General features: G+C 68.0%; 18 protein-coding genes. 5 read left to right on the forward strand and 13 right to left on the reverse strand.

The window, feature by feature from the left end:
* Window positions 1-22: 22 nt before the first annotated feature.
* The 7 genes from QOZ99_RS12150 to QOZ99_RS12180 all read right to left on the reverse strand — a co-directional run bounded on the left by QOZ99_RS12150 (window position 23) and on the right by QOZ99_RS12180 (window position 6943).
* Window positions 23-352 (reverse strand): L-rhamnose mutarotase, encoded by a 330-nt coding sequence (locus QOZ99_RS12150; RefSeq protein WP_306890244.1) that lies wholly within the window; start codon window positions 350-352, stop codon window positions 23-25.
* An 11-nt stretch (window positions 353-363) separates the two neighbouring features.
* Complete coding sequence (locus QOZ99_RS12155; RefSeq protein ID WP_306890245.1) at window positions 364-1374, reverse strand: zinc-binding alcohol dehydrogenase family protein; 1011 nt, start codon at window positions 1372-1374, stop codon at window positions 364-366.
* A 9-nt stretch (window positions 1375-1383) separates the two neighbouring features.
* On the reverse strand, window positions 1384-2223 hold the full coding sequence (locus tag QOZ99_RS12160) for an amidohydrolase family protein (RefSeq protein ID WP_306890246.1): 840 nt from the start codon (window positions 2221-2223) through the stop codon (window positions 1384-1386).
* Between the two features lie 14 nt (window positions 2224-2237).
* The gene (locus QOZ99_RS12165) at window positions 2238-3242 is read right to left on the reverse strand and encodes an aldo/keto reductase (RefSeq protein ID WP_306890247.1); all 1005 of its coding nucleotides are present in this window, start codon (window positions 3240-3242) and stop codon (window positions 2238-2240) included.
* 100 nt (window positions 3243-3342) lie between these two features.
* A complete protein-coding gene (locus tag QOZ99_RS12170; protein WP_306890248.1) occupies window positions 3343-4293 on the reverse strand; it encodes an ABC transporter substrate-binding protein in 951 nt (316 codons plus the stop codon).
* 95 nt (window positions 4294-4388) lie between these two features.
* Complete coding sequence (locus QOZ99_RS12175) at window positions 4389-5420, reverse strand: ABC transporter permease (RefSeq protein WP_306890249.1); 1032 nt, start codon at window positions 5418-5420, stop codon at window positions 4389-4391.
* Window positions 5421-5431: 11 nt separating this feature from the next.
* Complete coding sequence (locus QOZ99_RS12180; RefSeq protein WP_306890399.1) at window positions 5432-6943, reverse strand: sugar ABC transporter ATP-binding protein; 1512 nt, start codon at window positions 6941-6943, stop codon at window positions 5432-5434.
* 285 nt (window positions 6944-7228) lie between these two features.
* Here QOZ99_RS12180 and QOZ99_RS12185 point away from each other — a divergent pair, with 285 nt between their 5' ends.
* On the forward strand, window positions 7229-7924 hold the full coding sequence (locus tag QOZ99_RS12185) for a FadR/GntR family transcriptional regulator (RefSeq protein WP_306890400.1): 696 nt from the start codon (window positions 7229-7231) through the stop codon (window positions 7922-7924).
* 203 nt (window positions 7925-8127) lie between these two features.
* Window positions 8128-9669: a UxaA family hydrolase gene (locus tag QOZ99_RS12190; RefSeq protein WP_306890401.1), complete on the forward strand. Its 1542-nt coding sequence runs from the start codon at window positions 8128-8130 to the stop codon at window positions 9667-9669.
* A 28-nt stretch (window positions 9670-9697) separates the two neighbouring features.
* Here QOZ99_RS12190 and QOZ99_RS12195 read toward each other — a convergent pair whose 3' ends face one another.
* From QOZ99_RS12195 to katG, 6 genes are all read right to left on the reverse strand, one after another.
* Window positions 9698-10498, reverse strand: a complete 801-nt coding sequence (locus QOZ99_RS12195) for a phosphodiesterase (RefSeq protein ID WP_306890250.1) — start codon at window positions 10496-10498, stop codon at window positions 9698-9700.
* Window positions 10499-10580: 82 nt separating this feature from the next.
* On the reverse strand, window positions 10581-11873 hold the full coding sequence (locus tag QOZ99_RS12200; RefSeq protein ID WP_306890251.1) for an ABC transporter substrate-binding protein: 1293 nt from the start codon (window positions 11871-11873) through the stop codon (window positions 10581-10583).
* Between the two features lie 62 nt (window positions 11874-11935).
* Complete coding sequence (locus tag QOZ99_RS12205; RefSeq protein WP_306890252.1) at window positions 11936-12784, reverse strand: carbohydrate ABC transporter permease; 849 nt, start codon at window positions 12782-12784, stop codon at window positions 11936-11938.
* Window positions 12784-13710: a carbohydrate ABC transporter permease gene (locus QOZ99_RS12210; protein ID WP_306890253.1), complete on the reverse strand. Its 927-nt coding sequence runs from the start codon at window positions 13708-13710 to the stop codon at window positions 12784-12786. Before QOZ99_RS12210 ends, QOZ99_RS12205 begins: the two co-directional genes overlap by 1 nt.
* Window positions 13707-14855 carry an ABC transporter ATP-binding protein gene (locus tag QOZ99_RS12215; protein ID WP_306890254.1) on the reverse strand — a complete coding sequence of 383 codons (1149 nt, stop codon included), beginning with the start codon at window positions 14853-14855 and terminating at the stop codon, window positions 13707-13709. The genes QOZ99_RS12210 and QOZ99_RS12215 overlap by 4 nt, the downstream gene beginning before the upstream one ends.
* 538 nt (window positions 14856-15393) lie before the next feature.
* The gene (gene katG / locus QOZ99_RS12220) at window positions 15394-17571 is read right to left on the reverse strand and encodes a catalase/peroxidase HPI (RefSeq protein WP_306890256.1); all 2178 of its coding nucleotides are present in this window, start codon (window positions 17569-17571) and stop codon (window positions 15394-15396) included.
* A 176-nt stretch (window positions 17572-17747) separates the two neighbouring features.
* Here katG and QOZ99_RS12225 point away from each other — a divergent pair, with 176 nt between their 5' ends.
* From QOZ99_RS12225 to QOZ99_RS12235, 3 genes are all read left to right on the forward strand, one after another.
* Window positions 17748-18746 carry a hydrogen peroxide-inducible genes activator gene (locus QOZ99_RS12225; RefSeq protein ID WP_306890257.1) on the forward strand — a complete coding sequence of 333 codons (999 nt, stop codon included), beginning with the start codon at window positions 17748-17750 and terminating at the stop codon, window positions 18744-18746.
* A 125-nt stretch (window positions 18747-18871) separates the two neighbouring features.
* Window positions 18872-20284 (forward strand): hypothetical protein, encoded by a 1413-nt coding sequence (locus tag QOZ99_RS12230; protein ID WP_306890258.1) that lies wholly within the window; start codon window positions 18872-18874, stop codon window positions 20282-20284.
* Complete coding sequence (locus QOZ99_RS12235; protein ID WP_306890259.1) at window positions 20278-21387, forward strand: hypothetical protein; 1110 nt, start codon at window positions 20278-20280, stop codon at window positions 21385-21387. The genes QOZ99_RS12230 and QOZ99_RS12235 overlap by 7 nt, the downstream gene beginning before the upstream one ends.
* The last annotated feature ends 15 nt before the right edge of the window (window positions 21388-21402 follow it).

Consider the following 21402-nt stretch of genomic DNA (forward strand, 5'->3'; position numbering starts at 1 on the left):
GCATCGTTCAGTCGAGCATCGTTCAGTCGAGATGGAAGACTTCGTCCATCGTGGCCCACCATTCGCCCTCCGCGCGGGTGGCAAGCGGGCGCTGGCAGGGAATGGTCAGCTTCCACCATTCCTGATTTGCCGGGTCGGCGGCAATCCTCGCCATGTCGGCCACGAAATCATCGCCATGATATTCCCAGGTGCCGAACAGGATGTTCTCCGGTTCGCGCAGGAAGATCGTGTAGTTGCGGATATGGCTGGCGGTGAGAAGCGCGAGCACGTCCGGCCACACGGCGGCGTGCAACTGTTTGTAGGTCTCGACCATGCCGGGTTCGAGCCCGATCATCATTCCCATGCGCTGCATCGTTGCCACCTTCACGCCACGTCGATCATGGCCTTCACCACGCCCGCATGCGGGTCGGTGAGGGCGGCGAACTTCTCCGGCACGTCCGACAGGCGCATGCGGTGGGTGATGAGCGCATCGGGCACCTCGCCGGCGCGAATCGCCGCCATCACCCGTTCGAAATCGGCCACCGTCGCGTTGCGGCTGCCGAGCAGCGAGGTCTCGCGCTTGTGGAACTCGGGATCGGAAAACGAGATGTCGCCGGCGACGATCGACACCAGCACATAGGTGCCGCCATGGGCTATGAAGCCGAAGCCGCGCTCGATCGCGCTGGGATTACCGGTCGCGTCGAACACCACATCGAAGAAATCACCGCCGGTGACGGCCGCGAGTTCATCGGCATCGCCGGGCCCGAGGCGCACGGTGGAGGCGATGCCCAGATGCGCGCGGGCAAAATCCAGCCGGTCGGCGCGCCCGTCGATCAGCGTCACCTGCGCCCCCGCGCTCCGCGCGAAGATGGCGACCGCCGCGCCGATCGGGCCGGCGCCGGCGATCAGCACCTTGTCGCCCGGCTGCGTGCGGGCGCGTGCCACGGCATGGGCGCCGATGGCGAGGAATTCGACCATCGCCGCCTGGTCGAGCGTGAGCCCCTCGGCCTTCAGCACGAACGGTTCCGGCAGGCAGATGAACTCCGCCATGCCGCCGTCGCGGTGCACGCCGAGCACGCCGATATTGCGGCAGCAATTGGTCTTGCCCTTGCGGCAGGCCACGCAATGGCCGCAGGAAATATAGGGCACGACGGAGACGACATCACCGGGATTGAGCCGGCTGCCGGCCGGCGCCTCCTCCACCGTGGCGGCCAGTTCGTGGCCCATCACGCGCGGATAGGAGAGATAGGGCTGGTTGCCGGTGAAGATATGCAGGTCCGTGCCGCAGATGCCGACGCGGCGCAGGCGCAGCAGCACCTCGCCCTCGCCGCGCGTGGGCCTCTCGCGTTCGATGGCCGAGAGCTTGCCCGGCGTGTCGCAGATGATGGTCAGCATGATCGTCTCTCAGATCGAGGCGGCCGATGGCGCGCCATCCAGCCGGTAGAAGGAAACCGCATTGGCGCCGAACACGGCGTCGTGGTGCTCGGCCGGCACGATGTCCCGGCATTGCGCGACCCAGTCGGCATAGTCGCCGGCGAGCCGCAGCACCGGCCAGTCGCTGCCGAAGATCAGCCGTCCGGCCCCGAACAGGTCGAGCAGCGTCTCCGCATAGGGGCGCACCGCCGCCGGCCCGCGCCCGCCCGCCTCGGTGAGGAGGCCCGAGAGCTTGCACCAGACATTGGGCTGCGCCGCCAGCGCGGCGAGGTCGGCGCGCCAGCGTGAAATGCGCCCTTCGGTGATGGACGGCTTGGCGCCGTGGTCGATGACGATGCGCAGTGCGGGGTAGCGCGTGGCGAGATCGAGCAATGGGCGCAGGTGGCGCGGCAGCACCAGCGCATCGAAGGCGAGGTCGTGCTCGATCATCGCCTCAATGGCCGGCGTCAGTGCCGGATCGGCGATCCAGTCGTCGGCGGGAATATCCTGCAGCATCGGCCGCAATCCCCTGAGCCGGGGATGGGCGGCCAGTCGCGCGATGGAGTCGGGGGCATGAGGGGCCTTGAAGTCCGTCCAGCCCACCACCGCCTTGATGAAGGAATGGCGATCCGCGAGGCCGAGCATGTAGGCGGTGTCCGCCTCCCGCTCCATGGTCTGCACCAGCACCGTGCCTTCGAAGCCGCCCGCTGCCAGCAGGGGCTGCAGATCCTCCGGCCCGAAGTCGCGATAGATCGCGGTGAGATCGGGCGGCGGCCACTGGCCGGCCCGCTCACTGATCCGCCAGAAATGCTGGTGAGCGTCGATGCGCATGATCGCGGGCTCCGTCAGACGGGCACGGGAGCGCTGTCGGCGATGAGGCCGCGCTCCTTCAGTCGCGTCCAGAAGGTGGCCGGGATGGGCTCCTCGAACCAGCCGATATTCGCGGTGATCTGCTCGCCATTGCGCGCGCCCGAGACGACGGTGAGCGCGGCGGGATGGGCCAGCGGGAACTGCAGCGCCGCCGCCTGCAGCGTCACGCCCTCCACCGCGCAGGCCGCGCGCAGCGCCTCGACGCGGGCGACGATATCGGCCGGCGCATCGCCATAGTTGAACTTGTTGCTGCCGGCGAGAATGCCGGAATTGAAGGCGCCGGCCATGACGATGCCGATGCCGCGCGCCGCGCAGGCATCCATGAAGGAAAGGCTCGCCTGCTCCAGCAGCGTGTAGCGGCCGGCCAGCATGCAGATGTCGAGGTCGGCCACCTCGATCGCCTCCGCGATGATCTCGCATTCGTTGACGCCGAGCCCGAATGCCTTGATGGCGCCCTGTTCGCGCAGGCCCGTCAGCGCGCGGAAACCGCCGCCCTGCGTGAGCTGGCTCCAGTAATGCGCGTGCCGCTCGCCATGGGTGACGCGGCCGATATCGTGCACATAGAGCATGTCGGGGGCGAGGATGCCGAGGCGCTTCTGGCTCGCTTCGAAGGAGCGCAGGATGCCGTCATGCGTGTAGTCGAACACCGGGCGGAACGGCAGCGGCTCGGCATAGCCGTCTTCCAGAGCGCCGACGCTCGGGTCCGGCGTCATCACCCGGCCGACCTTGGTGGAGATGGCGTAGCTCGCGCGCGGATGCTCGGTCAGCATGGTGCCGAGGCGCAGCTCGGAGCGGGTGAAGCCGTAGAACGGGGCGGTATCGTAATAGCGGATGCCCGCATCCCACGCGGCCTGGAAGGCGCTGGCGGATTCGGCGTAGCGGGTGACGCGGTAGAGGCTGCCCATTTGCGCGCAGCCAAGGCCCATCGCCGTGACGGCGACGGTGCTGCGGGCATGAATGCGCTGATCGCCGACCTTCATGATGATGCGTATCCGTTTCGGGAAGCGCCGGACGCGGCAGGGGCGCGGCGTCCGGCAAGTCGCGGGGAACTAACGAACGTGGGCTCGCGGAGGAGGTGGCTCAGTAAAGGACGTTCTTGGCTTCCGGCAGGTCGATATTCGCCTTGGTCACGACGACGGCGCCGGTGTCGACGAACTTCTCGACCTTCTCCTTCTTGATCAGCTTGGAGATGGTCTTCACGCCAAGGTCGCCCATCTGGAACGAGCCCTGCACGACGATGGCGGACAGGGTGCCGTCCTTGACGAATTCCTGCAGGTCCTGATTGCCGTCGAAGCCGATGGCGACGATCTTGCCGGACTTGCCCGCCTGCTTGATGGCGCGGGCCATGCCGATGGCGGTCGGCTCATTGGCGCCGAAAATGCCCTTGAGATCGGCGTTGGCGGCGAGCACGTCGGTGGTCTGGTTCAGCGCGGTCGCCATCTGCGACTGCGAATAGAACGGGCCGACAATCTCAAGCTTCGAATGCGCCTTGATATAGTCGGTGAAGCCACCCACGCGGCCGATTTCGGAACCGGCGCCGGCGACATAGGACATGACGGCGATCTTGCCCTCGGTGCCGACCTTGTCGATCAGCGCCTTGGCGGCGAGTTCGCCGGCCTTGCGGTTATCGGTGGCGAGGTAGGACTGGTAATATTGCTCCGCACCCTTGGCGAGCAGCGAGTCGATGATCACCACAGGGATGCGCGCTTCCCAGGCCTTCTTCACGGCCGGAACCAGCGCGTCCGGGTCGGACGGGGCGAGAACGATGCCCGCCACGCCGCGATTGACGGCGTTCTCGACCATATTGACCTGGTCGGCGATGGCCGATTCCGAGGCCGGGCCCTGGAAGGTCAGGGTATTGCCGCCGGATTCCTTGAGCGCGGCGTCGGCGCCCTTCTGCACGTTCTGCCAGAAGGTGGAGTTCACCGTCTTGACGATGACGGCGATTTCGCCGGCCTGGGCGGCGGAGAAGGCGGCGGCACTGCTGAACAGAACCGCCGAGGCGATGAGGGCGGTGGCAAGCTTTTTCATGGTTTCCTCCAGTTATCTGGCGCCGCTGTCGCGGTCGCCGGCCCGGGGAGCGCCCGGCCCCCCGTTGGTTTGCGGAACGTTCCGGACGGCGGCCGTTACCGCCGGTTGCGCAATTGGTCGATCCACACCGTGAGCAGGATCACCAGACCGATGATGATCTGCTGGGTGAAGGCGGAGACGCCGTTCATGTTCAGGCCGTTGCGCAGGATCCCGATCACGAAGGAGCCGATGAACGTGCCGGACATGGTGCCCACGCCGCCGATCAGCGAGGTACCGCCGATCACCGCCGAGGCAATGGCGTCGAGTTCGTACATCACCCCCTCGTTCGGCTGGGCGGTGACGAGGCGGGACATCAGCACGCAGCCGGTGAGGCCGGCCAGCGTGCCCGAGAGCACATAGGTGAAGCGGGTGACGCCCGCGACATTGACGCCCGACAGCCGGGCCGCCTCGCTGTTGGAGCCCACCGCGTAGATGTGCCGGCCCAGCACCGAGCGGTTGAGCATCAGCGACACCGCGACGGCGATCACCACCATCAGGATCACCGGGTAGGGGATGCCGGGGAACACCACGGTGGGGAAGCCGTCATCGCCGAGCGTGACGACGCGGAACAGCGCTCCATTGCCCAGCACGCCGAAGGATTCGCCCAGCCCCGACACGGCCCGCGCGCCGGTGATCTGCAGCGCGACGCCGCGGGCGATGAGCATCATGCCCAGCGTGGCGATGAAGGGCGGCAGGCGCATGCGGGTGACGAGAATGCCGTTGATAAGGCCGCAGAACGCGCCGGTAAGGATGCCGAGCATCATGGCGAACGGCACGGCGAGGCCGAGTTCCTTCACCGCCAGCGCGGCGACGACGCCCGAGAGCGCCAGCACCGAGCCGACCGACAGGTCGATGCCGCCGGTGATGATGACGCAGGTCGCGCCGATGCCGAGCAGCGCGATCGACGTCACCTGCAGGGCGATCGTCATGCCGTTATTGACGGTGAAGAAGGCGTTGCTGGTGAGCGAAAACACCACGATCAGCACGAGAAGGCTGCCGAGGGCGGCAAACTTCTGCACGATGTCCTTCTGCCGGTCGGTCAGGCGGCCGCGGGCGGGCGAGGGCGGAGTGGCTACGGTCATGGTCATTCTCTGCTCCGTCAGGCGCGGCTGCCCGCCCGGCCATAGCCGGACGCGTAGTGCATGATTTCTTCCTGGCTCGTGGCGGCGGTCTCCAGCACGCCGGCGATGCGGCCCTGGTGGAACACCGCGATCCGGTCGGTCATGCCGAGAACCTCCGGCAGTTCCGAACTGATCAGGATCACGCCGATGCCCTTGGCGGCCAGTTCGTCCATGATCTGGTAGATGGCGAACTTGGCGCCGACATCGATGCCGCGCGTCGGCTCGTCGAAGATCAGCACGCGCGACTGGCGGAACAGCCATTTGCCGATGATGATCTTCTGCTGGTTGCCGCCCGAGAGCAGGCGCACCGGCTGGCTGGCCGAGGGCGTCTTGATGCTGAGCAGGTCGATATAGTGCCGGGCGGCCTTGGCGTGCTTGGCGAAGTCGATCAGGCCGAAGCGGTTCGACACCTCGTCCATGTTGGCCAGCGTCATGTTGGCGTCGACCGGCATCTTCACCGCCAGCCCCTGCGCCTTGCGGTCCTCGGAGAGATAGGCGAGGCCGGCGGCGATGGCATCGCGCGGCGAGCGGATGTTGAGCTGCCGCCCCTCCAGCGTGACGGTGCCGGCGTCCAGCGCATCGGCGCCGAAAATGGCACGCGCCACTTCCGTGCGCCCCGCGCCCATCAGGCCGGCAAAGCCGAGGATCTCCCCGCGACGAAGCTCGAAGTCGATGTCGTGGAACACGCCGCGGCGGGTCAGCCCGCGCGCCGCCAGGATGACGTCGCGCGTCGGCCGCGACGTGCGCTCGGGGAACTTCTCCTCCAGCGAGCGGCCGACCATGCGCGAGACGATCTCGTCGACATTGGTCGCGGCGAAATCGTCCGTCGCCACATAGCGCCCGTCCCGCAGCACGGTGACGCGGTCGACGATCTCGGCCATCTCGTCGAGGCGGTGAGAGATGTAGACGATGCCGACGCCGGACGCCTTGAGGTCGTGGATGACCTTGAACAGCAGGCGCGTCTCCTGCTCGGTGAGCGAGGAGGTCGGCTCGTCCATGATGAGGACTTCGGCGTTGAGCGACAGCGCCTTGGCGATCTCCACCATCTGGCACTGCGCGACTGAAAGCTCGCGTACCCGCCGGTCGGGGTCGATGGCGACGCCGAGCCGGTCGAGGCATTTCTGCGCGTTGGCCTTCAGCGCCTTGCGATCGACCAGGAAACCGCGGCGCGGCTCGCGCGCCAGATAGATGTTCTCCGCCACCGAGAGGTGGGGGATGAGATTGAGTTCCTGATGGATGATGGCGATGCCGAGCGCCTCCGCCTCCAGCGGCGAGGCGAAGCTGCGCGCCGTGCCCTTGTAGACGATGCGGCCGGAAGTCGGGGTATAGACCCCGCTGATGATCTTCATCAGCGTCGACTTGCCGGCGCCGTTCTCGCCACAGACAGCATGGACCTCGCCGCGGCGCAGGTCGAAATGCACGCCCTGCAGCGCTTTGACGCCGGGAAATTCCTTGCTGATATTCTCCAGCGACAGCAGCGTCTCGCCCATCGCCGCCGGTTGCGACGCGTCGATCCGGCCGCCCGCAATGGCGCCGTTCGGCATGACTTCCTCCCATGTCGCGTGAAGCGACGTCACGTCCGCCGGCGCGGATCTTTTGGCCCGTGGCCATTGCCGACTTATGGTGCCATGACGCCCCAAGTGGTCAAGCCAATTTTTCCATTTCGATCGCGTTTTTCTCGCTATCAGGAAAAGATCGTTAGATAACAATATGATAAATCGGCTTGGCCAAAATGCGGCTTCGGTTTATGGTAAGGCCAAATTCAGAGTGGCATGATGAACATCAACCGCACGTCGGAGCGCAGGCTCTACCAGCAGGTCGCCGACCAGATTCGCGGCCTGATCCAGAGCGGCGATTTCGTCCTGGGCAGCCGCCTGCCGGCCGAGCGGGAACTCGCCCAGCAGCTCGGCGTCTCGCGTCCCTCGCTGCGCGAGGCGCTGATCGCGCTGGAAATCGACGGAACGGTCGAGATCCGCATGGGCTCGGGCATCTATGTCACCGCCACGGTCGAGCGGCGGGCACTGTCGCAGGCGGCGACCGGGGAGAGCGCGGTCGAACTGATGGAGGCGCGGGCGACGGTGGAGGCGGCGGTGATCGGCCTGGCCGGCGCGCGCTTCACCACCGCGACGCTGCGCGGCCTGCGGCTGACTCTGGAAGCCATGCGCGCGGATATCGAGGAAGGCCGCAAGCCGCTGGAACATGACCGGCAATTCCACCTCGCCATCGCCGCGCAGACCGGCAACAGCGTGATCGTCCGTCTTGTCGGGGAATTGTTCGACGAGCGCCACAGCCCCATCTCGTCCAAGTTCCGCGCGCATTTCGACACGCCGGCCACCTGGCGCCATGCGCTGGCCGAGCACGAGGCGATCCTCGCCGCGCTGGAAGCGCATGACGTGCCGCTGGCGCAGGTGCGGATGCACGCGCATCTTGAGGAATCCAAGCGCCGCTGGATCGAGAGCGAGCCGCGCTGACGCCGCGGCGCCTCTCGGGGGAACACGAAAAATCACGTTGACACGGTCGCCCGCAGCCGGTCGTTTACATATAAAAGACAGTTTCCCGCCGCAGGGCGGACCGGCTTTCGGCGAGGCTCCGTGCTGCGCCGGAACGGGCACCGATCAGGTTCGCATCCATGACCACCGCGCCGATGACCACCGCGCCGATCACTACCGCGCCGATGAGTGCGGCTCGCTTGACCACCCCGCCGCGCACGCTGCGCCTCAACCAGGCCGACAACGTGCTCATCGCGGTTGACAGCCTCCCCGCCGGGACCGCGCTGGCCGAGGGTCTTGTGGCGCTCCGGCATGTGCAGAAGGGCCACAAGATCGCCGCCGCCCCGATCGGCTCGGGCGAGGCGATCCGCAAGTTCGGCCAGATCATCGGCTTTGCCGGCGTCGACATCGCGGCCGGCGACTGGGTGCACGAGCACAATGTGCGGATGCAGGAATTCGCCCGTGACTATGCCTTCGCCTCCGAGGCAAAGCCCGAGAGCGGCCTGCTGCCGGGCGAGGCGCCCGCCACGTTCGAGGGCTTCCGCCGCGCCGACGGGCGCGTCGGCACCCGCAACTATATCGGCATCCTGTCCTCGGTGAACTGCTCGGCCACGGTGGCGGAGTTCATCGCCGACGCGGTGACGCGATCCGGCATGCTCGACGCCTATCCCAATATTGACGGCGTGGTCGCCTTCACCCACGGCACGGGCTGCGGCATGGGCGCCAAGGGCGAGGAATTCGATATTCTCGCCCGCACCCAGTGGGGCTATGCCAGCCACCCGAACTTCGCCGCCGTGCTGCTGGTGGGGCTGGGCTGCGAGGTGTTCCAGATCGGGCGGCTGAAGAAGGAATACGGCATCGTCGAGGGGCCGCATTTCCAGAGCCTGACGATCCAGGAGACCGGTGGCACCCGCAAGTCGATCGAGGCCGGCGTCGCGAAGATCCGCGAGATGCTGCCCGCCGCCAATGCTGTCCATCGCGAGACCGTGCCGGCCTCCGAACTGGTGCTGGCGCTGCAATGTGGCGGCTCGGACGGCTATTCCGGCCTCACCGCCAATCCCGCGCTGGGGGCGGCGGTGGATCTGCTGGTGCGCCATGGCGGCACCGCCATTCTCTCCGAGACGCCGGAAATCTTCGGCGCCGAGCATCTGCTCACCCGCCGCGCCGAGAGCGAGGCGGTCGGGCGCAAGATCGTCGATCTCATCGACTGGTGGACCGACTATGCCGCGCGCTCCGGCGGCGAGCTCAACAACAACCCGTCCCCCGGCAACAAGGCGGGCGGGCTGACGACCATTCTGGAAAAGTCGCTCGGCGCGGTCGCCAAGGGCGGCACCTCGACGCTGCGCGGCGTCTATCGCTATGCCGAGCGGATCGACCGTCACGGCTTCGTCTACATGGACACGCCCGGCTATGACCCGGTCGCGGCGACCGGGCAGGTGGCGGGCGGGGCCAATGTGCTGTGCTTCACCACCGGGCGCGGCTCGGCCTATGGCTGCAAGCCCACCCCCTCGATCAAGCTCGCCACCAATTCCGACCTGTTCGCCCGGATGGAAGAGGACATGGACATTAATTGCGGCGACGTGCTGGACGGCGTGTCGATCGAGGAGAAGGGCCGCGAGATCTTCCAGATGGTGCTCGATATCGCCTCCGGCCGGCGCTCCAAATCCGAGCTGCTCGGCTATGGGCGCAACGAGTTCGTGCCGTGGCAGATCGGCGCTGTCATGTGAGCCGCGCCGATTTCCCACCGGCATGCGCCTAAGGGCCGGCGCAGACCGGCGCGCGGCCCAGCCGGGGCTGGTCGACCTCGGCCGAATAGGCGCGAAAGCCCAGTTCGTCCAGCATGAGAATGCGGTAGCAGGGATTGCCGCCGGTCCACCATGGCGCGGGCTCGTCGATATCGGTGATGAAACGGTGCGCGCAGGCCTGCCCCGAACTATAGGCGAAGCCCTCGGGCGAGGTGCCGGCCAACGGCACGTGGATATGGCCGAACACGATGTGGCGTACGCCGGCCGGATGCGCGGCGAGCCGCGCCATCAGCGGCCCGGCATCGTGCAGGCCGATATGCTGGAAATGCGCGAGCCCGTCCGGCACCGGCGGATGATGGATGAACAGCGTGACGGGATGCTCGCCCGCCCCGGCCAGCGCCCTGTCGAGAAAGGCGAGGCGGTCCGCGCCATAGCGCCCGCCGATCAAGCCGGCCTCATGCGTGTCGAGGAACAGCAGCCGGCCGAACGGCGTGTCGAGGAAGGACTGCACATAGCCCGCCGCGTCGCGCGGCGCCTCGGGGAACGCGGCCTGGAAGGCCGGGCGCCGGTCATGGTTGCCGAGCATCAGCCGCACCGGCAGGGCGAGGGGCGCGAGGATCGCGCGCAGCAGCGCATAGGCTTCCGGGTCGCCGTCATTGCACAGGTCGCCGGTGATGACGAGGAGATCGGCATCGGCATGGCGCGAACCGATATCGGCGACGGCCCGGCGCAGATGGTCCGCGGGATCGAGGCCGTGGAGCCGCCCGCCGGGGGGAACCAGATGGGTATCGGTGATCTGGATGATTTTCATGGCAGGCTCCGCACTCGGCTGCGCAAGGGGAAAGCGGGGGCGTCGGCCCCCGCTCCGCTTCTTCTTTGATCGGAAGCTCTGATCACTTCATCAGGGCGTTGGTCTTGTCGACGATCTGCTTCAGCCCTTCCTCGGGGGTGATCTCGCCGCGCATCACGGTGCCGATAATGTCGCGCTGGGTGCGCCAGATGCGCACGGAATCGCCGCCGGGATAGCCGGCCCACGGCCGCGACTTGTCGGCCTGGCGGGCGGCGGTGGCGACGTTCGGGTGCTCCGCATAGTAGGGCGCCAGATAATCCGGGCCGGTGGCGCGCTTGTTGGTGGGCAGGTAGCCGGTGATGCGCACGATGATGTTCTGCGCCTCGGGGCCCGTCACCCATTTCAGGTATTTCCAGGCGGCTTCCTGCTTGGCCTTGTCCTGGGTGAGAATGACCGCCGCGTTGCCGCCGGTGGGCACGCCGCCCTTTTCCTTGTTGTCGAGCGGGAAGGTCGAGGTCTTCAGCTCGAAGCGGGTGCCGACCAGTCCTTCGATGGTCTGCACATGCGCCGGGGTGGAGAAGATGAAGCCGGTGAGGCCGGCGCCGAACTGCTGGCGCGACTGGTCCCAGTCCAGCACCTGCTGCCCGCCCTCGGTGACGAACTGGCGGGTATATTTCAGCGCCGTGAGGCCGATCTCGTTGTCGAAGGCGACCTTCCTGGTGGCGGTGTCGACGAGTTCGCCGCCCTGCTCGAACACGAGTGCCTGCCACAGCCAGTCATCCGGCCAGCCGCCAATGTCATAGGCCATGCCGGCGACCTTGGGATCCTGCGCGTGGATCTTCCGGGCGAGCGCGATCAGCTCGGGGAAGGTGGTCGGCATGTGGTCGGGGTCGCCGCCCGCCTTGCGAACGAGGTCGGCATTGATGAACATGATCGGCGACGAGGCGTTGACCGGCAGGCCGTACTGCACGCCGTCCACCTTGCCCAGCGCCGCCATCTGCGGCGCGAAATTGGCGTCCATGAAGGCCGCGCCGCCATCGGCCGCGATCAGCGGCTCGAGGCTGAGGATCTGGTCCCGCGGCTTCAGCGTATGTACCAATTCGCCGAGCAGGTTGTAGCCGGAGAAGAACACATCCGGCGCCTGGCCGGTGACCGCCGCGCGCAGTACCTGCTGGTGGCCGTCATTATAGCCCGGCGCCGGGGCAAGGAAGCTGATCTTGATGTCCGGGTTGCGCTTCTGGAACTCCTCGGCGAGGGGCTGGTGGAAGCGGGTGAAGCCCGGCAGGTTGTAGAGCACGTTGAGGGTGATGTCCTCGGCCGAGGCCGGCACGGCGAGGCCCGGTGCGGCGAGGCTGAGCGCGAGGGCGCCGGCCGCGAGGCGGTGCGAAAGCGACATGGGGTCTCCGTTATCGCAAGGGGGGCTGACGGGGTGAGAGGGGCGGGCATCGTGCCGGCGCGCTACTTGACGCCGGTCATGGTGATGCCGGCGATGAAGTGGCGGCGGGCGATGAGGAAGCACAGCACCATCGGCGCGGTGACGATGGCGGCGCCGGCCATCAGCGCTCCGTAATCGGCGCCGGATTCGGCATCGGAAAACAGCAGCATGCCGAGCGGCGGCGGGGCGAGGGCGGTGTCGGACACCACGATCATCGGCCAGTAGAGATCGTTCCAGTGCGCCACGATGGAGAATACCGAGAAGGCCGCGAGCGCGGGCAGCGAGCCGCGCATCACCAGCCCCCAGCAGATTTCCATCTCGGTAAAGCCGTCGAGCCGCGCCGCCTCGATCACCTCGTCGGGATAGGAGCGGAAGGACTGGCGGAACAGGAAGATTGCGAAGACGGAGAGGAAGAACGGCGCCATCTGCGCGAAATAGGTGTTCAGCAGCTGCGCCTTCGCGAGGCCGACGAAGAGCGGCAGCGCCAGCGCCTGGATCGGCACGCACAGCGCGGCGATCACCAGCGTCAGCAGCAGGCGGCGACCCGGGAATTTCAGCTTGGCGAGCGCATAGGCGGCCGGCACGGCGGTCAGCACCTGCACCACGAGAATGCCGGCGCAGACGATGACGCCGTTCAGCATGAACCGCGCCATCGGCGCCTGAGAGGCGGCGCGGGCATAGTTGGCGAGGCCGGCGAAGCTCTCCGGGATCGGCCACAGCGAGACGTTGAAGATCTCCGCCGGCGGGCGGATCGAGGTGAGCACCATCCAGTAGAAGGGCAGCAGCATTACCCCCGCGCCGAGCGCCAGCGCGGCATGAGGCAGCAAGTGCGGTAGCAAGTGGGGCAGCAGACGGCGGAGCGCGGCGACCATCAGTAATGCACCTTGCGGTCGAGATGGAGCGTCTGCCAGATCGACAGGATGAGAATGAGCGCGAGGAACAGCAGGGTCAGCGCCGCGGCGTAGCCGGTTTCCGAGTACTCGAAGCCTTCGAGATAGAGCGCATAGAGCAGCGTCTCCGAGCCCGAGCCGCCCTTGGTGAGCACGGCCACGGTTTCGAACACCTTGAAGGCGGTGATGGAGGTGGTGACCACCACGAACATCGTCGTCGGTCCCAGCATCGGCCATGTCACGGTCAGGAAGCGGTCGATCGGGTTCTTCGCGCCGTCGAGCCGGGCGGCCTCGTGCAGGTCCTTCGGGATGCCGGTCAGGCCCGCGAGGAACAGCACCATGTTGAAGCCGAGCACCTGCCAGATGCCGATCACCGCCAGGGTCGGGATCATCAGCGAGGGTGTCGCCAGGAAGGACACCGGCGCGTAGCCCAGCGCCCGTATCGCCGCGTTCACCGGCCCGAGCGAGGGGTGCAGCAGAAACTGCCAGACGGTGGCCATGGCGACCAGCGTCGCCGTGACGGGCAGGAAATACGCGATCTCCCAGAACGGACGGCTGCGCCGGCGCCCATGCACCAGCAGCGCCACGCCGAGAGCGAGGCCGACGCCGCAGGGAATGACGATCACCGCATAGAGCACCGTGTTCGCAAGGGCCCGCCGGAATACCGGGTCGTGGAACGCCTGGACGAAATTATCCAGCCCGATGAAACGGGTGGAGACGGCGCCGAGCTTGTAGTCGGTCAGGCTGAAGCCGCCCAGCACGAGGAGCGGCACGATATAGGTGGCCAGCAGCAGCAGCGCCGCCGGTGCGGCGAACATGAGCCCCCGGCGCATCATCCGCCGTTCGGCCCGTGGGCGGCGCGTGGCGGGCACGCCGGCGGAGGGGAGAGCGAGGTCGAGCACGCTCATGCCGCCACCTGCCGCCGCGCGCGCAGCACGAGCCGCGCGCCGTCGGCACCGAACAGATGCGCGCGCCCGGCATGGAAGCCCAGCGCCACCGTGCCGTCCGCGCCGGGAATCGGCTCCTCGTCGGCGCGCTGGCGCAGGGTGAGGGTGGGCGCGGATCGATCGAGGATTTCGAGCGTCACATAGCGATCGGCGCCATGATGCTCGGTGCGCAGGATGCGGGCAGGCGAGCCATTGGCGACGAAGCGCAGATCCTCCGGCCGCAGCCCGAGCGTCGCCGGCCCGCGCTTGCCCTGCGGCGCCTCCAGGCCGAGATCACGCCCGAGGCCGGAAATGCGGCCGGCGCCATCGATTTCCACGGGGAGGAGATTCATCGCGGGCGTGCCGATGAAGCGTGCCACGCTCAGCGAGGCGGGCCGCTCATACAGTTCGGCCGGCGTGCCCAGCTGGAGGATGCGCCCGGCCTCCATCAGCGCCACCCGGTCGGACATCGTCATCGCCTCGATCTGGTCGTGGGTGACGTAGACGAAGGTGGCACCGAGCCGGCGGTGCAGGCCCGCCAGTTCCTCGCGCATATGGGCGCGCAGCTTGGCGTCGAGATTCGACAGCGGCTCGTCCATCAGGAAGGCGGCGGGCGCGCGCACCAGTGCGCGGGCCAGTGCGACACGCTGGCGCTGGCCGCCGGAAAGCTGAGCCGGCTTGCGGTCCAGCAACGGGCGGATCTGCAGCGCCTCGGCGGCGTCTTCCACGGCGCTGGCGATCTCCCGCCGGGTCGCCCCCAGCCCCGGCACCAGCCGGCCGATCACCGGCAGTCGCGCCGCCAGCGGCAGGCGGCGCATCCGCAGCGGCGTCGCGATGTTCTGGCGCACGCTCATATGCGGGTAGAGCGCATAGCTCTGGAACACCATGGCGATGTTGCGGTCACTCGGATCGGCCTCGGTCACGTCCCGCCCGCCGATCGCCACCGAGCCGCGATCGGGCGTCTCCAGCCCCGCAATGATGCGCAGCAGGGTGGACTTGCCGCAGCCGGATGCACCGACCAGCGAGAGGAACTCGCCCGGCCGGATGGCAAGATCGATGTTTTCCAGCACATCGGCGCCGTCGAAGCTCTTGCCGATCCCGACCAGGTCAAGTGATTGGGGTGTCATGCCGCGCTCCCGGTTTCAGAGGCGCGTCTTTGTCCCGTTGTGCGACAGAGGCATGACATTCTGCAGAACGGTACGTGACAATCCGTAGATCGTCTGCGTGAATCGTTCAAACGTCTGCCGCCGCGGCCGTCTACATTTTCCGCTTCGCACGGCGTGCAGGATTTTTTCTTTGGAAACGATCTTAGACTTTTGTCGACACTGACGCGCGGTCATGCCCGCCATCCATCGCTCGGCACGCAAAGCCGGCGAAGGAAGCGCATCTGCAGGGTCTTCCGTCGAGTCGGGGGCTTCGGGGGGCAGCGCCGGGCCCGGCGCGCAAGGCACTCCACGCGGCAACGCGAGGGCGCCCCGGCGGTGCGGCGCGGCAGCTTGCATCCGCCGGCAAAGGATCGATCCCGGGAGGCGCGGCAGAACCCCGGGAGGGGGCGGCAGAGACGGGCCCTCGGAGGGCGGTCTGGCGGGCGGGGGGCGGATCGGGGGCAGGTAAGGTGGGGCCTCCCCCGCGCCGCTCTTTCGGCGCGGGGGAGGATTTGTCGCGTCAGGCCAGCAGGTCGTAGCGATCGGCGTTGGCGACCTTGGCCCAGGCGGCCACGAAGTCGTGCACGAACTTCTCGCCGGCATCGTCCTGCGCATAGACCTCGGCATAGGCGCGCAGGATCGAGTTCGAGCCGAACACGAGGTCCACGCGGGTGGCGGTCCATTTCAGCGCGTCGGTCTTGCGGTCGCGGATCTCGTAGAGCCCGTTGCCCGCCTTCTTCCACGCGTTGTTCATGTCGGTCAGGTTGACGAAGAAATCGTTCGTCAGCGCGCCTTCCCGATCGGTGAACACGCCGTGCCTGGAGCCGCCATGATTGGCGCCCAGCACGCGCAGGCCGCCGAGTAGCACGGTCAGTTCCGGGGCGGTGAGGTCCTGGAGCTGCGCCCGGTCGAGCAGAAGCTCCTCCGGGCTGACGATGTAGTCCTTCTTCAGCCAGTTGCGGAAGCCGTCATGGATCGGCTCCAGCACGCTGAACGAGGCGGCATCGGTCTCGGCATCCGTGGCGTCGCCGCGACCGGGCGAGAACGGCACGGTGACATCGAAGCCCGCGGCCTTCGCCGCCAGTTCGACGCCGACATTGCCGGCCAGCACGATGACGTCGGCGACGCTGGCGCCGGTCTCTGCCGCGATGGGCTCCAGAACGCCGAGCACCTTGGCGAGGCGCGCGGGCTCGTTGCCTTCCCAATCCTTCTGCGGGCTGAGGCGGATGCGCGCGCCATTGGCGCCGCCGCGCTTGTCGGAGTGGCGGAAGGTGCGGGCGCTGTCCCACGCGGTCGAGACCAGTTCGCCGATGGTCAGGCCGCTATTGAGGATCTTCGCCTTCACCGCAACCACGTCATAGCCGGTGGGGCCGACCGGAACCGGGTCCTGCCAGATCAGGTCTTCGGCCGGCACGTCCGGGCCGAGATAGCGCGCCTTCGGGCCGAGATCGCGATGCGTCAGCTTGAACCACGCGCGGGCGAACACCTCGGAGAAATAGGCCGGGTCGTTCTTGAACCGCAGCGAGATTTCCCGATAGATCGGGTCGACCTTCATCGCCATGTCGGCGTCGGTCATCATCGGGTTGTGGCGGATCGAGGGGTCGCTGGCGTCGACCGGCTTGTCCTCGTCCCGGATGTTGATCGGCTCCCACTGCCAGGCGCCGGCCGGGCTCTTGCGCAGTTCCCATTCATGGTTGAACAGCATCTCGAAGAAGCCGTTGTCCCATTTGGTGGGGTGGGTGGTCCAGGCGCCTTCGAGGCCGCTGGTCACGGCGCGGCTGGCCTTGCCACCCTGGTCCGGGTTGTGCCAGCCCAGGCCCTGCTCCTCGACATCCGCGCCTTCCGGGCTCGGGCCGAGCACCGTGGCGCTGCCATTGCCGTGGGTCTTGCCGACCGTGTGGCCACCGGCGGTGAGGGCGACGGTTTCCTCGTCGTCCATCGCCATGCGGGCGAAGGTCTCGCGCACCTGCGCGGCGGTCTTAAGCGGGTCCGGCTTGCCGTTCACGCCTTCGGGATTGACATAGATGAGACCCATCTGCACGGCGGCGAGCGGGTTTTCCATCGTCGAGGGAACGTCGACATTGTCGTAGCGCTCGTCGCTGGGCGCGAGCCACTCCTTCTCGGCGCCCCAGTAGACGTCCTTCTCGGGGTGCCAGATATCCTCGCGGCCGAAGCCGAAGCCGAAGGTCTTCAGGCCGAAGGACTCATAGGCCACCGTGCCGGCATAGGCGATGAGGTCCGCCCAGCTCAGCTTGTTGCCGTATTTCTTCTTGATCGGCCACAGCAGGCGGCGGGCCTTGTCGAGGCTGGCATTGTCCGGCCAGGAATTCAGCGGGGCGAAGCGCTGGTTGCCGGTGCCGGCGCCACCGCGCCCGTCGGCGAGGCGATAGGACCCGGCCGCGTGCCAGGTCATGCGGATGAACAGGCCGCCATAATGCCCCCAGTCCGCCGGCCACCAATCCTGGCTGTCGGTCATCAGGGCGTGGAGGTCGTTCTTGAGCGCCTCGAAATCGAGCGTCTTGACCGCTTCGCGGTAGTTGAACTCCCGGCCCAGCGGGTTGGTCTTGGTGTCGTGCTGGGACAGGATGTCGAGGTTGAGGGACTTCGGCCACCAATCCGTGTTGGACTGGCCGGTCTCGGTGATCGCACCATGCAGAACCGGGCATTTGCCGGCCGGCTTCTTCGTTATGTCGTCCATGCTGCTCTCCGCCAGTGACTGCGCGCTTGCGCGCTCAACGATGCACCCGCCGCCCACCGTGCCGTCGCTTCCAATCGCACGGTCGGCGGCGTCGAATTCCGTCTGCCGCAGACGTCTACTTCAGAAACATCATAATGAAAATTTGCATTTTCTAATCATCGCGATATGAAGAACTTATGACCGAGATTTCCATGAAGCATCTGCGCTATTTCGAGGCGCTGGCCCAGCATGGCCATTTCGGGCGCGCGGCCGAGGCCTGCGCCATCTCGCAGCCCGCGCTCTCCCTGCAGATGAAAGAGCTTGAGGAACTTCTCGGCGCACCGCTCGTGGAGCGGGGCTCGCGGCGTATCCGCCTCACCCCGCTCGGCGAGGATTTCGCGGTGCGCGCGCGAGAGATCCTGCGGGCGGTGGATGAACTTCACGCCCTCGCCCGCGCCTCGCACGGGCCGCTGGCCGGGCGCCTGCGCATCGGCGTGATTCCCACCGTGGCGCCCTATCTGTTGCCGATGGTCATCCAGCGTCTGGCGGTGAGTTTCCCGGAACTGGACGTGCGCCCGCGCGAAATGGTGACGCAGAAGCTGATCGAGGGGCTGGTGGAGGGTCGGCTCGACACCGCGATCGTCGCCCTGCCGGTGTCGGAGCCGGCGCTCACCGAATATGCCCTGTTCGACGAGGAATTCATTCTGGTGCGCCCGCGCGAGGACGCGGACAAGCCGGTGCCCAGTTCCGACATGCTGCGCGAGATGCGCCTGCTGCTGCTGGAGGAAGGGCACTGCTTCCGCGAGCAGGCGATTTCCTTCTGCAACATGCCCTCCAGCGCCGCGCGCGACCTCATGGAAGGCAGTTCGTTGACCACGCTGGTGCAGATGGTGGGCGCGGGGATCGGCGTCACGCTGGTGCCGCGCATGGCGGTGCCGGTGGAAACGCGCTCGGCCTTCGTCTCCGTCGCCCGGCTGCCGCAGCCGCGTCCCTATCGCACGGTCGGCATGGTCTGGCGCAAGAGCAATCCGCTGGCGGAACAGTTCCAGCACATTGCCGGCATCGTGCGCGATATTGCCCTGGTCGGGACGAGAAGTGCCGGCATGGGGCCGAAGGCCGGCGTTTCGGAAGGTGCGGCCGAGGATGGCGCCGAGGGTGGCGCGGGGCTTGCGCCGCGGGATATGCCGCACGCCTGATGCCTTGCCCCGGTCTGCCCGCCGGTGCGAGTTTTACCGTTCGTTAACCATGAGGCACGCATGCTCGCGCGAGCTTTGGCTCCGATGCCGGGGCCCGGCGGTCATTCGAGCGGGACGATGCGAACATGCTGACGAGACCGCAGCGAGCCGGGCGCCGACGTGGAAGATGGCTGCGCCCGTCGCTTGCCGCACTCGCGGTTCTGCTCGCGTTTCCCGCATGGGCGGCCGACATTGCCTGCGACCTCACCGCCACGGCGCTGAGTTGCGCGGGATCGGCCACCGGCACGGATTCCACCGCCATCGGTGAAAGTGCCGAGGCGACACAGGCGAGCGCCACGGCCGTGGGGCAGGGTGCCAAGGCCTTCGGCACGAATTCCAGCGCGTTCGGCCAGCTTTCCGTGGCCAATGGCGTGTCGTCCACCGCCATCGGCCAGAACAGCGCGGCCAATGGCGCTTCCGCCACGGCGGTCGGCCGCAGCGCCGCCGCCAATGCCGACCAGGCGACCGCGGTGGGCACCGAGGCCAGCGCCAACGCCGTGGCGGCGACCGCTGTCGGTCAGGCGTCCAGCGCCAACGGGCTGAACGCGACGGCGATCGGCCAGGGCGCCACCGCCAATCTCGACTACACCACGGCGGTCGGCTCGGGTGCCGCCGCGCAGGGCACCAACGCCTCCGCCTTCGGCTATGGCGCGCAGGCCAATGCCAGCGCGGCCACCGCTCTCGGCCAGGGCGCCAGCGCCGGCGCCGAGCAATCCACCGCGGTCGGGCAGGGCGCGACCGCCAATGGCACGGGTTCCACCGCGCTCGGCCAGCAGGCCATCGCCAATGGGATGAGCTCCACGGCGCTCGGCCAGAACGCGACGGCCAACGCGCAGGGCTCCACCGCCGTCGGCAGCATCGCCGCCGCCAATGCCGAGAACTCCACCGCGCTCGGCTGGAACTCGGCCGCCAACGGCGTCAACTCCACCGCGCTCGGCCGGGGCTCCATCGCCGCGTCGCAAGGCTCGACCGCGGTCGGCCAGAGCGCCAATGCCTCGGCGGCCTATGGCACGGCGGTGGGCAACGGCGCCAATGCCTCGTTCGAGAGTTCGACCGCCATCGGCAGCGGCGCCACCACCACGCGCGCCAACCAGGTGGCGCTCGGCACGGCCTCCAGCACCTATACGATGCCGGGCCTCACCTCGTCGGCCAGCCGGGCGGCGCAGTCCGGCGCGGTGCAGGTGGTGACGACCGATGCCGCGGGCAACCTCGCCTCGGCCTCGCTCGGCGACCTCTACAATCTCGATGGCGTCTATCAGCAGCTCGATCGCGTGCAGGAAGGCGTCGCCATGGCGATGGCCATGGACACGCCCAACCTGCCGGCCGGCAAGGATCTGGCGCTGAGCGCGCAATGGGGCACGTTCGGCGGGCAGAATGCCATGGCGCTGTCCGGCATCGCCCGGCTGATGGACGACACGCTGTTCTTTACCGGCGGCATCGGGTTTGGCCTGAAGGAGGGCACGATCGGCGGCAAGGCGGGGCTGGTCATGGCATGGTGAGTGTTCGCCCCTCGACGATCGCCCTCGCCGTGGCCTTCGGGCTCATGCTGGTGCCGCCGGCGTTGACGGCGCTGCCGGCCGGCTTTGCCACCTCGGCCGCTCCCGCGCCCGCCAATCCCGTGGCCGCGAGCACCGCGCCCGTCCTCGCGCCGGTCTCGGCATCGGGTGGGGCGCTGCAGGTTCCGCCGGCGCCGGTTCTGCTCGCCCTGTTGCGCGGCACGCTCGCCGCGGTGAACCAGGCCAATGTCACCGGCAATTATTCCGTGCTGCGTGACCTCGGCGCGCCGGCCTTCCGCGAGAATTACAACGCGGCGGAACTGGCCGACCGCTTCCGGGCGTGGCGCGACAATTCACTGGATTTCGCCGCCGTGCTGCTGCTTGACGCCAAGCTCGCCCGCGCGCCCGCCGTCGACGCGGACGGCGTGTTGCGGCTGGTCGGTTTCTTCGCCACCACGCCCCTGCGCATCGGCTTCGACCTCGGCTTCGAGGCGGTTGGCGGCAACTGGCGGCTGGCGACCATCTCGGTGGATGCACGCCGGGTCGATACGCCCGCGGCGGAGGGCCCGCCCGCCCAAACCCAGCCGGTCAATGCCCCGCAGGCCCTGGCGCCGCCGGCGGGCGGCGCGCAGCAGGGTTCCGCGTCGCCGGGGCAGAAGGACATGTCCCGGCTGTCGCCCAAACCCGCCATGGTCGCGATCGCCACCGATTCCCCGGCCGCACCGACCGTCGCCGCGCCGACGGTCAAGGTGATGACCGTGCGCGCCGCGACGGATCCGCTGCTCAAGGCCGGCTCGCTCGACGCGCCGGCTCCCGCGCCGCTGCCGGTCCGGAACCCGCCCGGCACGGCGACCAAGACAGCGACCAAGACAGCGACCAAGACAGCGACCAAGACAGCGACCAAGACAGCGACCAAGACGGGGGCCACGGACGTTTCTGCGAAGGAGACGCTACCCAAGCCGGCCACCAGAACCGTGCCCGCCCGCGATGCCGCCGCGAAAGGTGCGCCGCCCGCCGCGACGCACGAGCCCTTCGCGATGAGTGAACCGGCCCGCGCGCCCGTGCCGTTCGACATGGGCTCGGCGTCGGGTGGCGGGCTCTACTGACGGCGCGGACGCTCC

The sequence above is a fragment of the Ancylobacter amanitiformis genome, from assembly GCF_030814815.1.
GTDB lineage: Bacteria > Pseudomonadota > Alphaproteobacteria > Rhizobiales > Xanthobacteraceae > Ancylobacter > Ancylobacter amanitiformis.

Excerpts from the sequence above, each read along its gene's own strand:
- QOZ99_RS12205 (WP_306890252.1), bottom strand. The coding sequence starts at position 12,784 with ATGGTCGCCGCGCTCCGCCGTCTGCTGCCCCACTTGCTACCGCACTTG.
- QOZ99_RS12210 (WP_306890253.1), bottom strand. The coding sequence starts at position 13,710 with ATGAGCGTGCTCGACCTCGCTCTCCCCTCCGCCGGCGTGCCCGCCACG.
- QOZ99_RS12185 (WP_306890400.1), top strand. The coding sequence starts at position 7,229 with ATGAACATCAACCGCACGTCGGAGCGCAGGCTCTACCAGCAGGTCGCC.
- QOZ99_RS12175 (WP_306890249.1), bottom strand. The coding sequence starts at position 5,420 with ATGACCATGACCGTAGCCACTCCGCCCTCGCCCGCCCGCGGCCGCCTG.
- QOZ99_RS12225 (WP_306890257.1), top strand. The coding sequence starts at position 17,748 with ATGACCGAGATTTCCATGAAGCATCTGCGCTATTTCGAGGCGCTGGCC.
- katG (WP_306890256.1), bottom strand. The coding sequence starts at position 17,571 with ATGGACGACATAACGAAGAAGCCGGCCGGCAAATGCCCGGTTCTGCAT.
- QOZ99_RS12195 (WP_306890250.1), bottom strand. The coding sequence starts at position 10,498 with ATGAAAATCATCCAGATCACCGATACCCATCTGGTTCCCCCCGGCGGG.
- QOZ99_RS12215 (WP_306890254.1), bottom strand. The coding sequence starts at position 14,855 with ATGACACCCCAATCACTTGACCTGGTCGGGATCGGCAAGAGCTTCGAC.
- QOZ99_RS12190 (WP_306890401.1), top strand. The coding sequence starts at position 8,128 with ATGAGTGCGGCTCGCTTGACCACCCCGCCGCGCACGCTGCGCCTCAAC.
- QOZ99_RS12230 (WP_306890258.1), top strand. The coding sequence starts at position 18,872 with ATGCTGACGAGACCGCAGCGAGCCGGGCGCCGACGTGGAAGATGGCTG.
- QOZ99_RS12235 (WP_306890259.1), top strand. The coding sequence starts at position 20,278 with ATGGTGAGTGTTCGCCCCTCGACGATCGCCCTCGCCGTGGCCTTCGGG.
- QOZ99_RS12155 (WP_306890245.1), bottom strand. The coding sequence starts at position 1,374 with ATGCTGACCATCATCTGCGACACGCCGGGCAAGCTCTCGGCCATCGAA.
- QOZ99_RS12200 (WP_306890251.1), bottom strand. The coding sequence starts at position 11,873 with ATGTCGCTTTCGCACCGCCTCGCGGCCGGCGCCCTCGCGCTCAGCCTC.
- QOZ99_RS12160 (WP_306890246.1), bottom strand. The coding sequence starts at position 2,223 with ATGCGCATCGACGCTCACCAGCATTTCTGGCGGATCAGTGAGCGGGCC.
- QOZ99_RS12180 (WP_306890399.1), bottom strand. The coding sequence starts at position 6,943 with ATGGGCGAGACGCTGCTGTCGCTGGAGAATATCAGCAAGGAATTTCCC.
- QOZ99_RS12165 (WP_306890247.1), bottom strand. The coding sequence starts at position 3,242 with ATGAAGGTCGGCGATCAGCGCATTCATGCCCGCAGCACCGTCGCCGTC.
- QOZ99_RS12150 (WP_306890244.1), bottom strand. The coding sequence starts at position 352 with ATGCAGCGCATGGGAATGATGATCGGGCTCGAACCCGGCATGGTCGAG.
- QOZ99_RS12170 (WP_306890248.1), bottom strand. The coding sequence starts at position 4,293 with ATGAAAAAGCTTGCCACCGCCCTCATCGCCTCGGCGGTTCTGTTCAGC.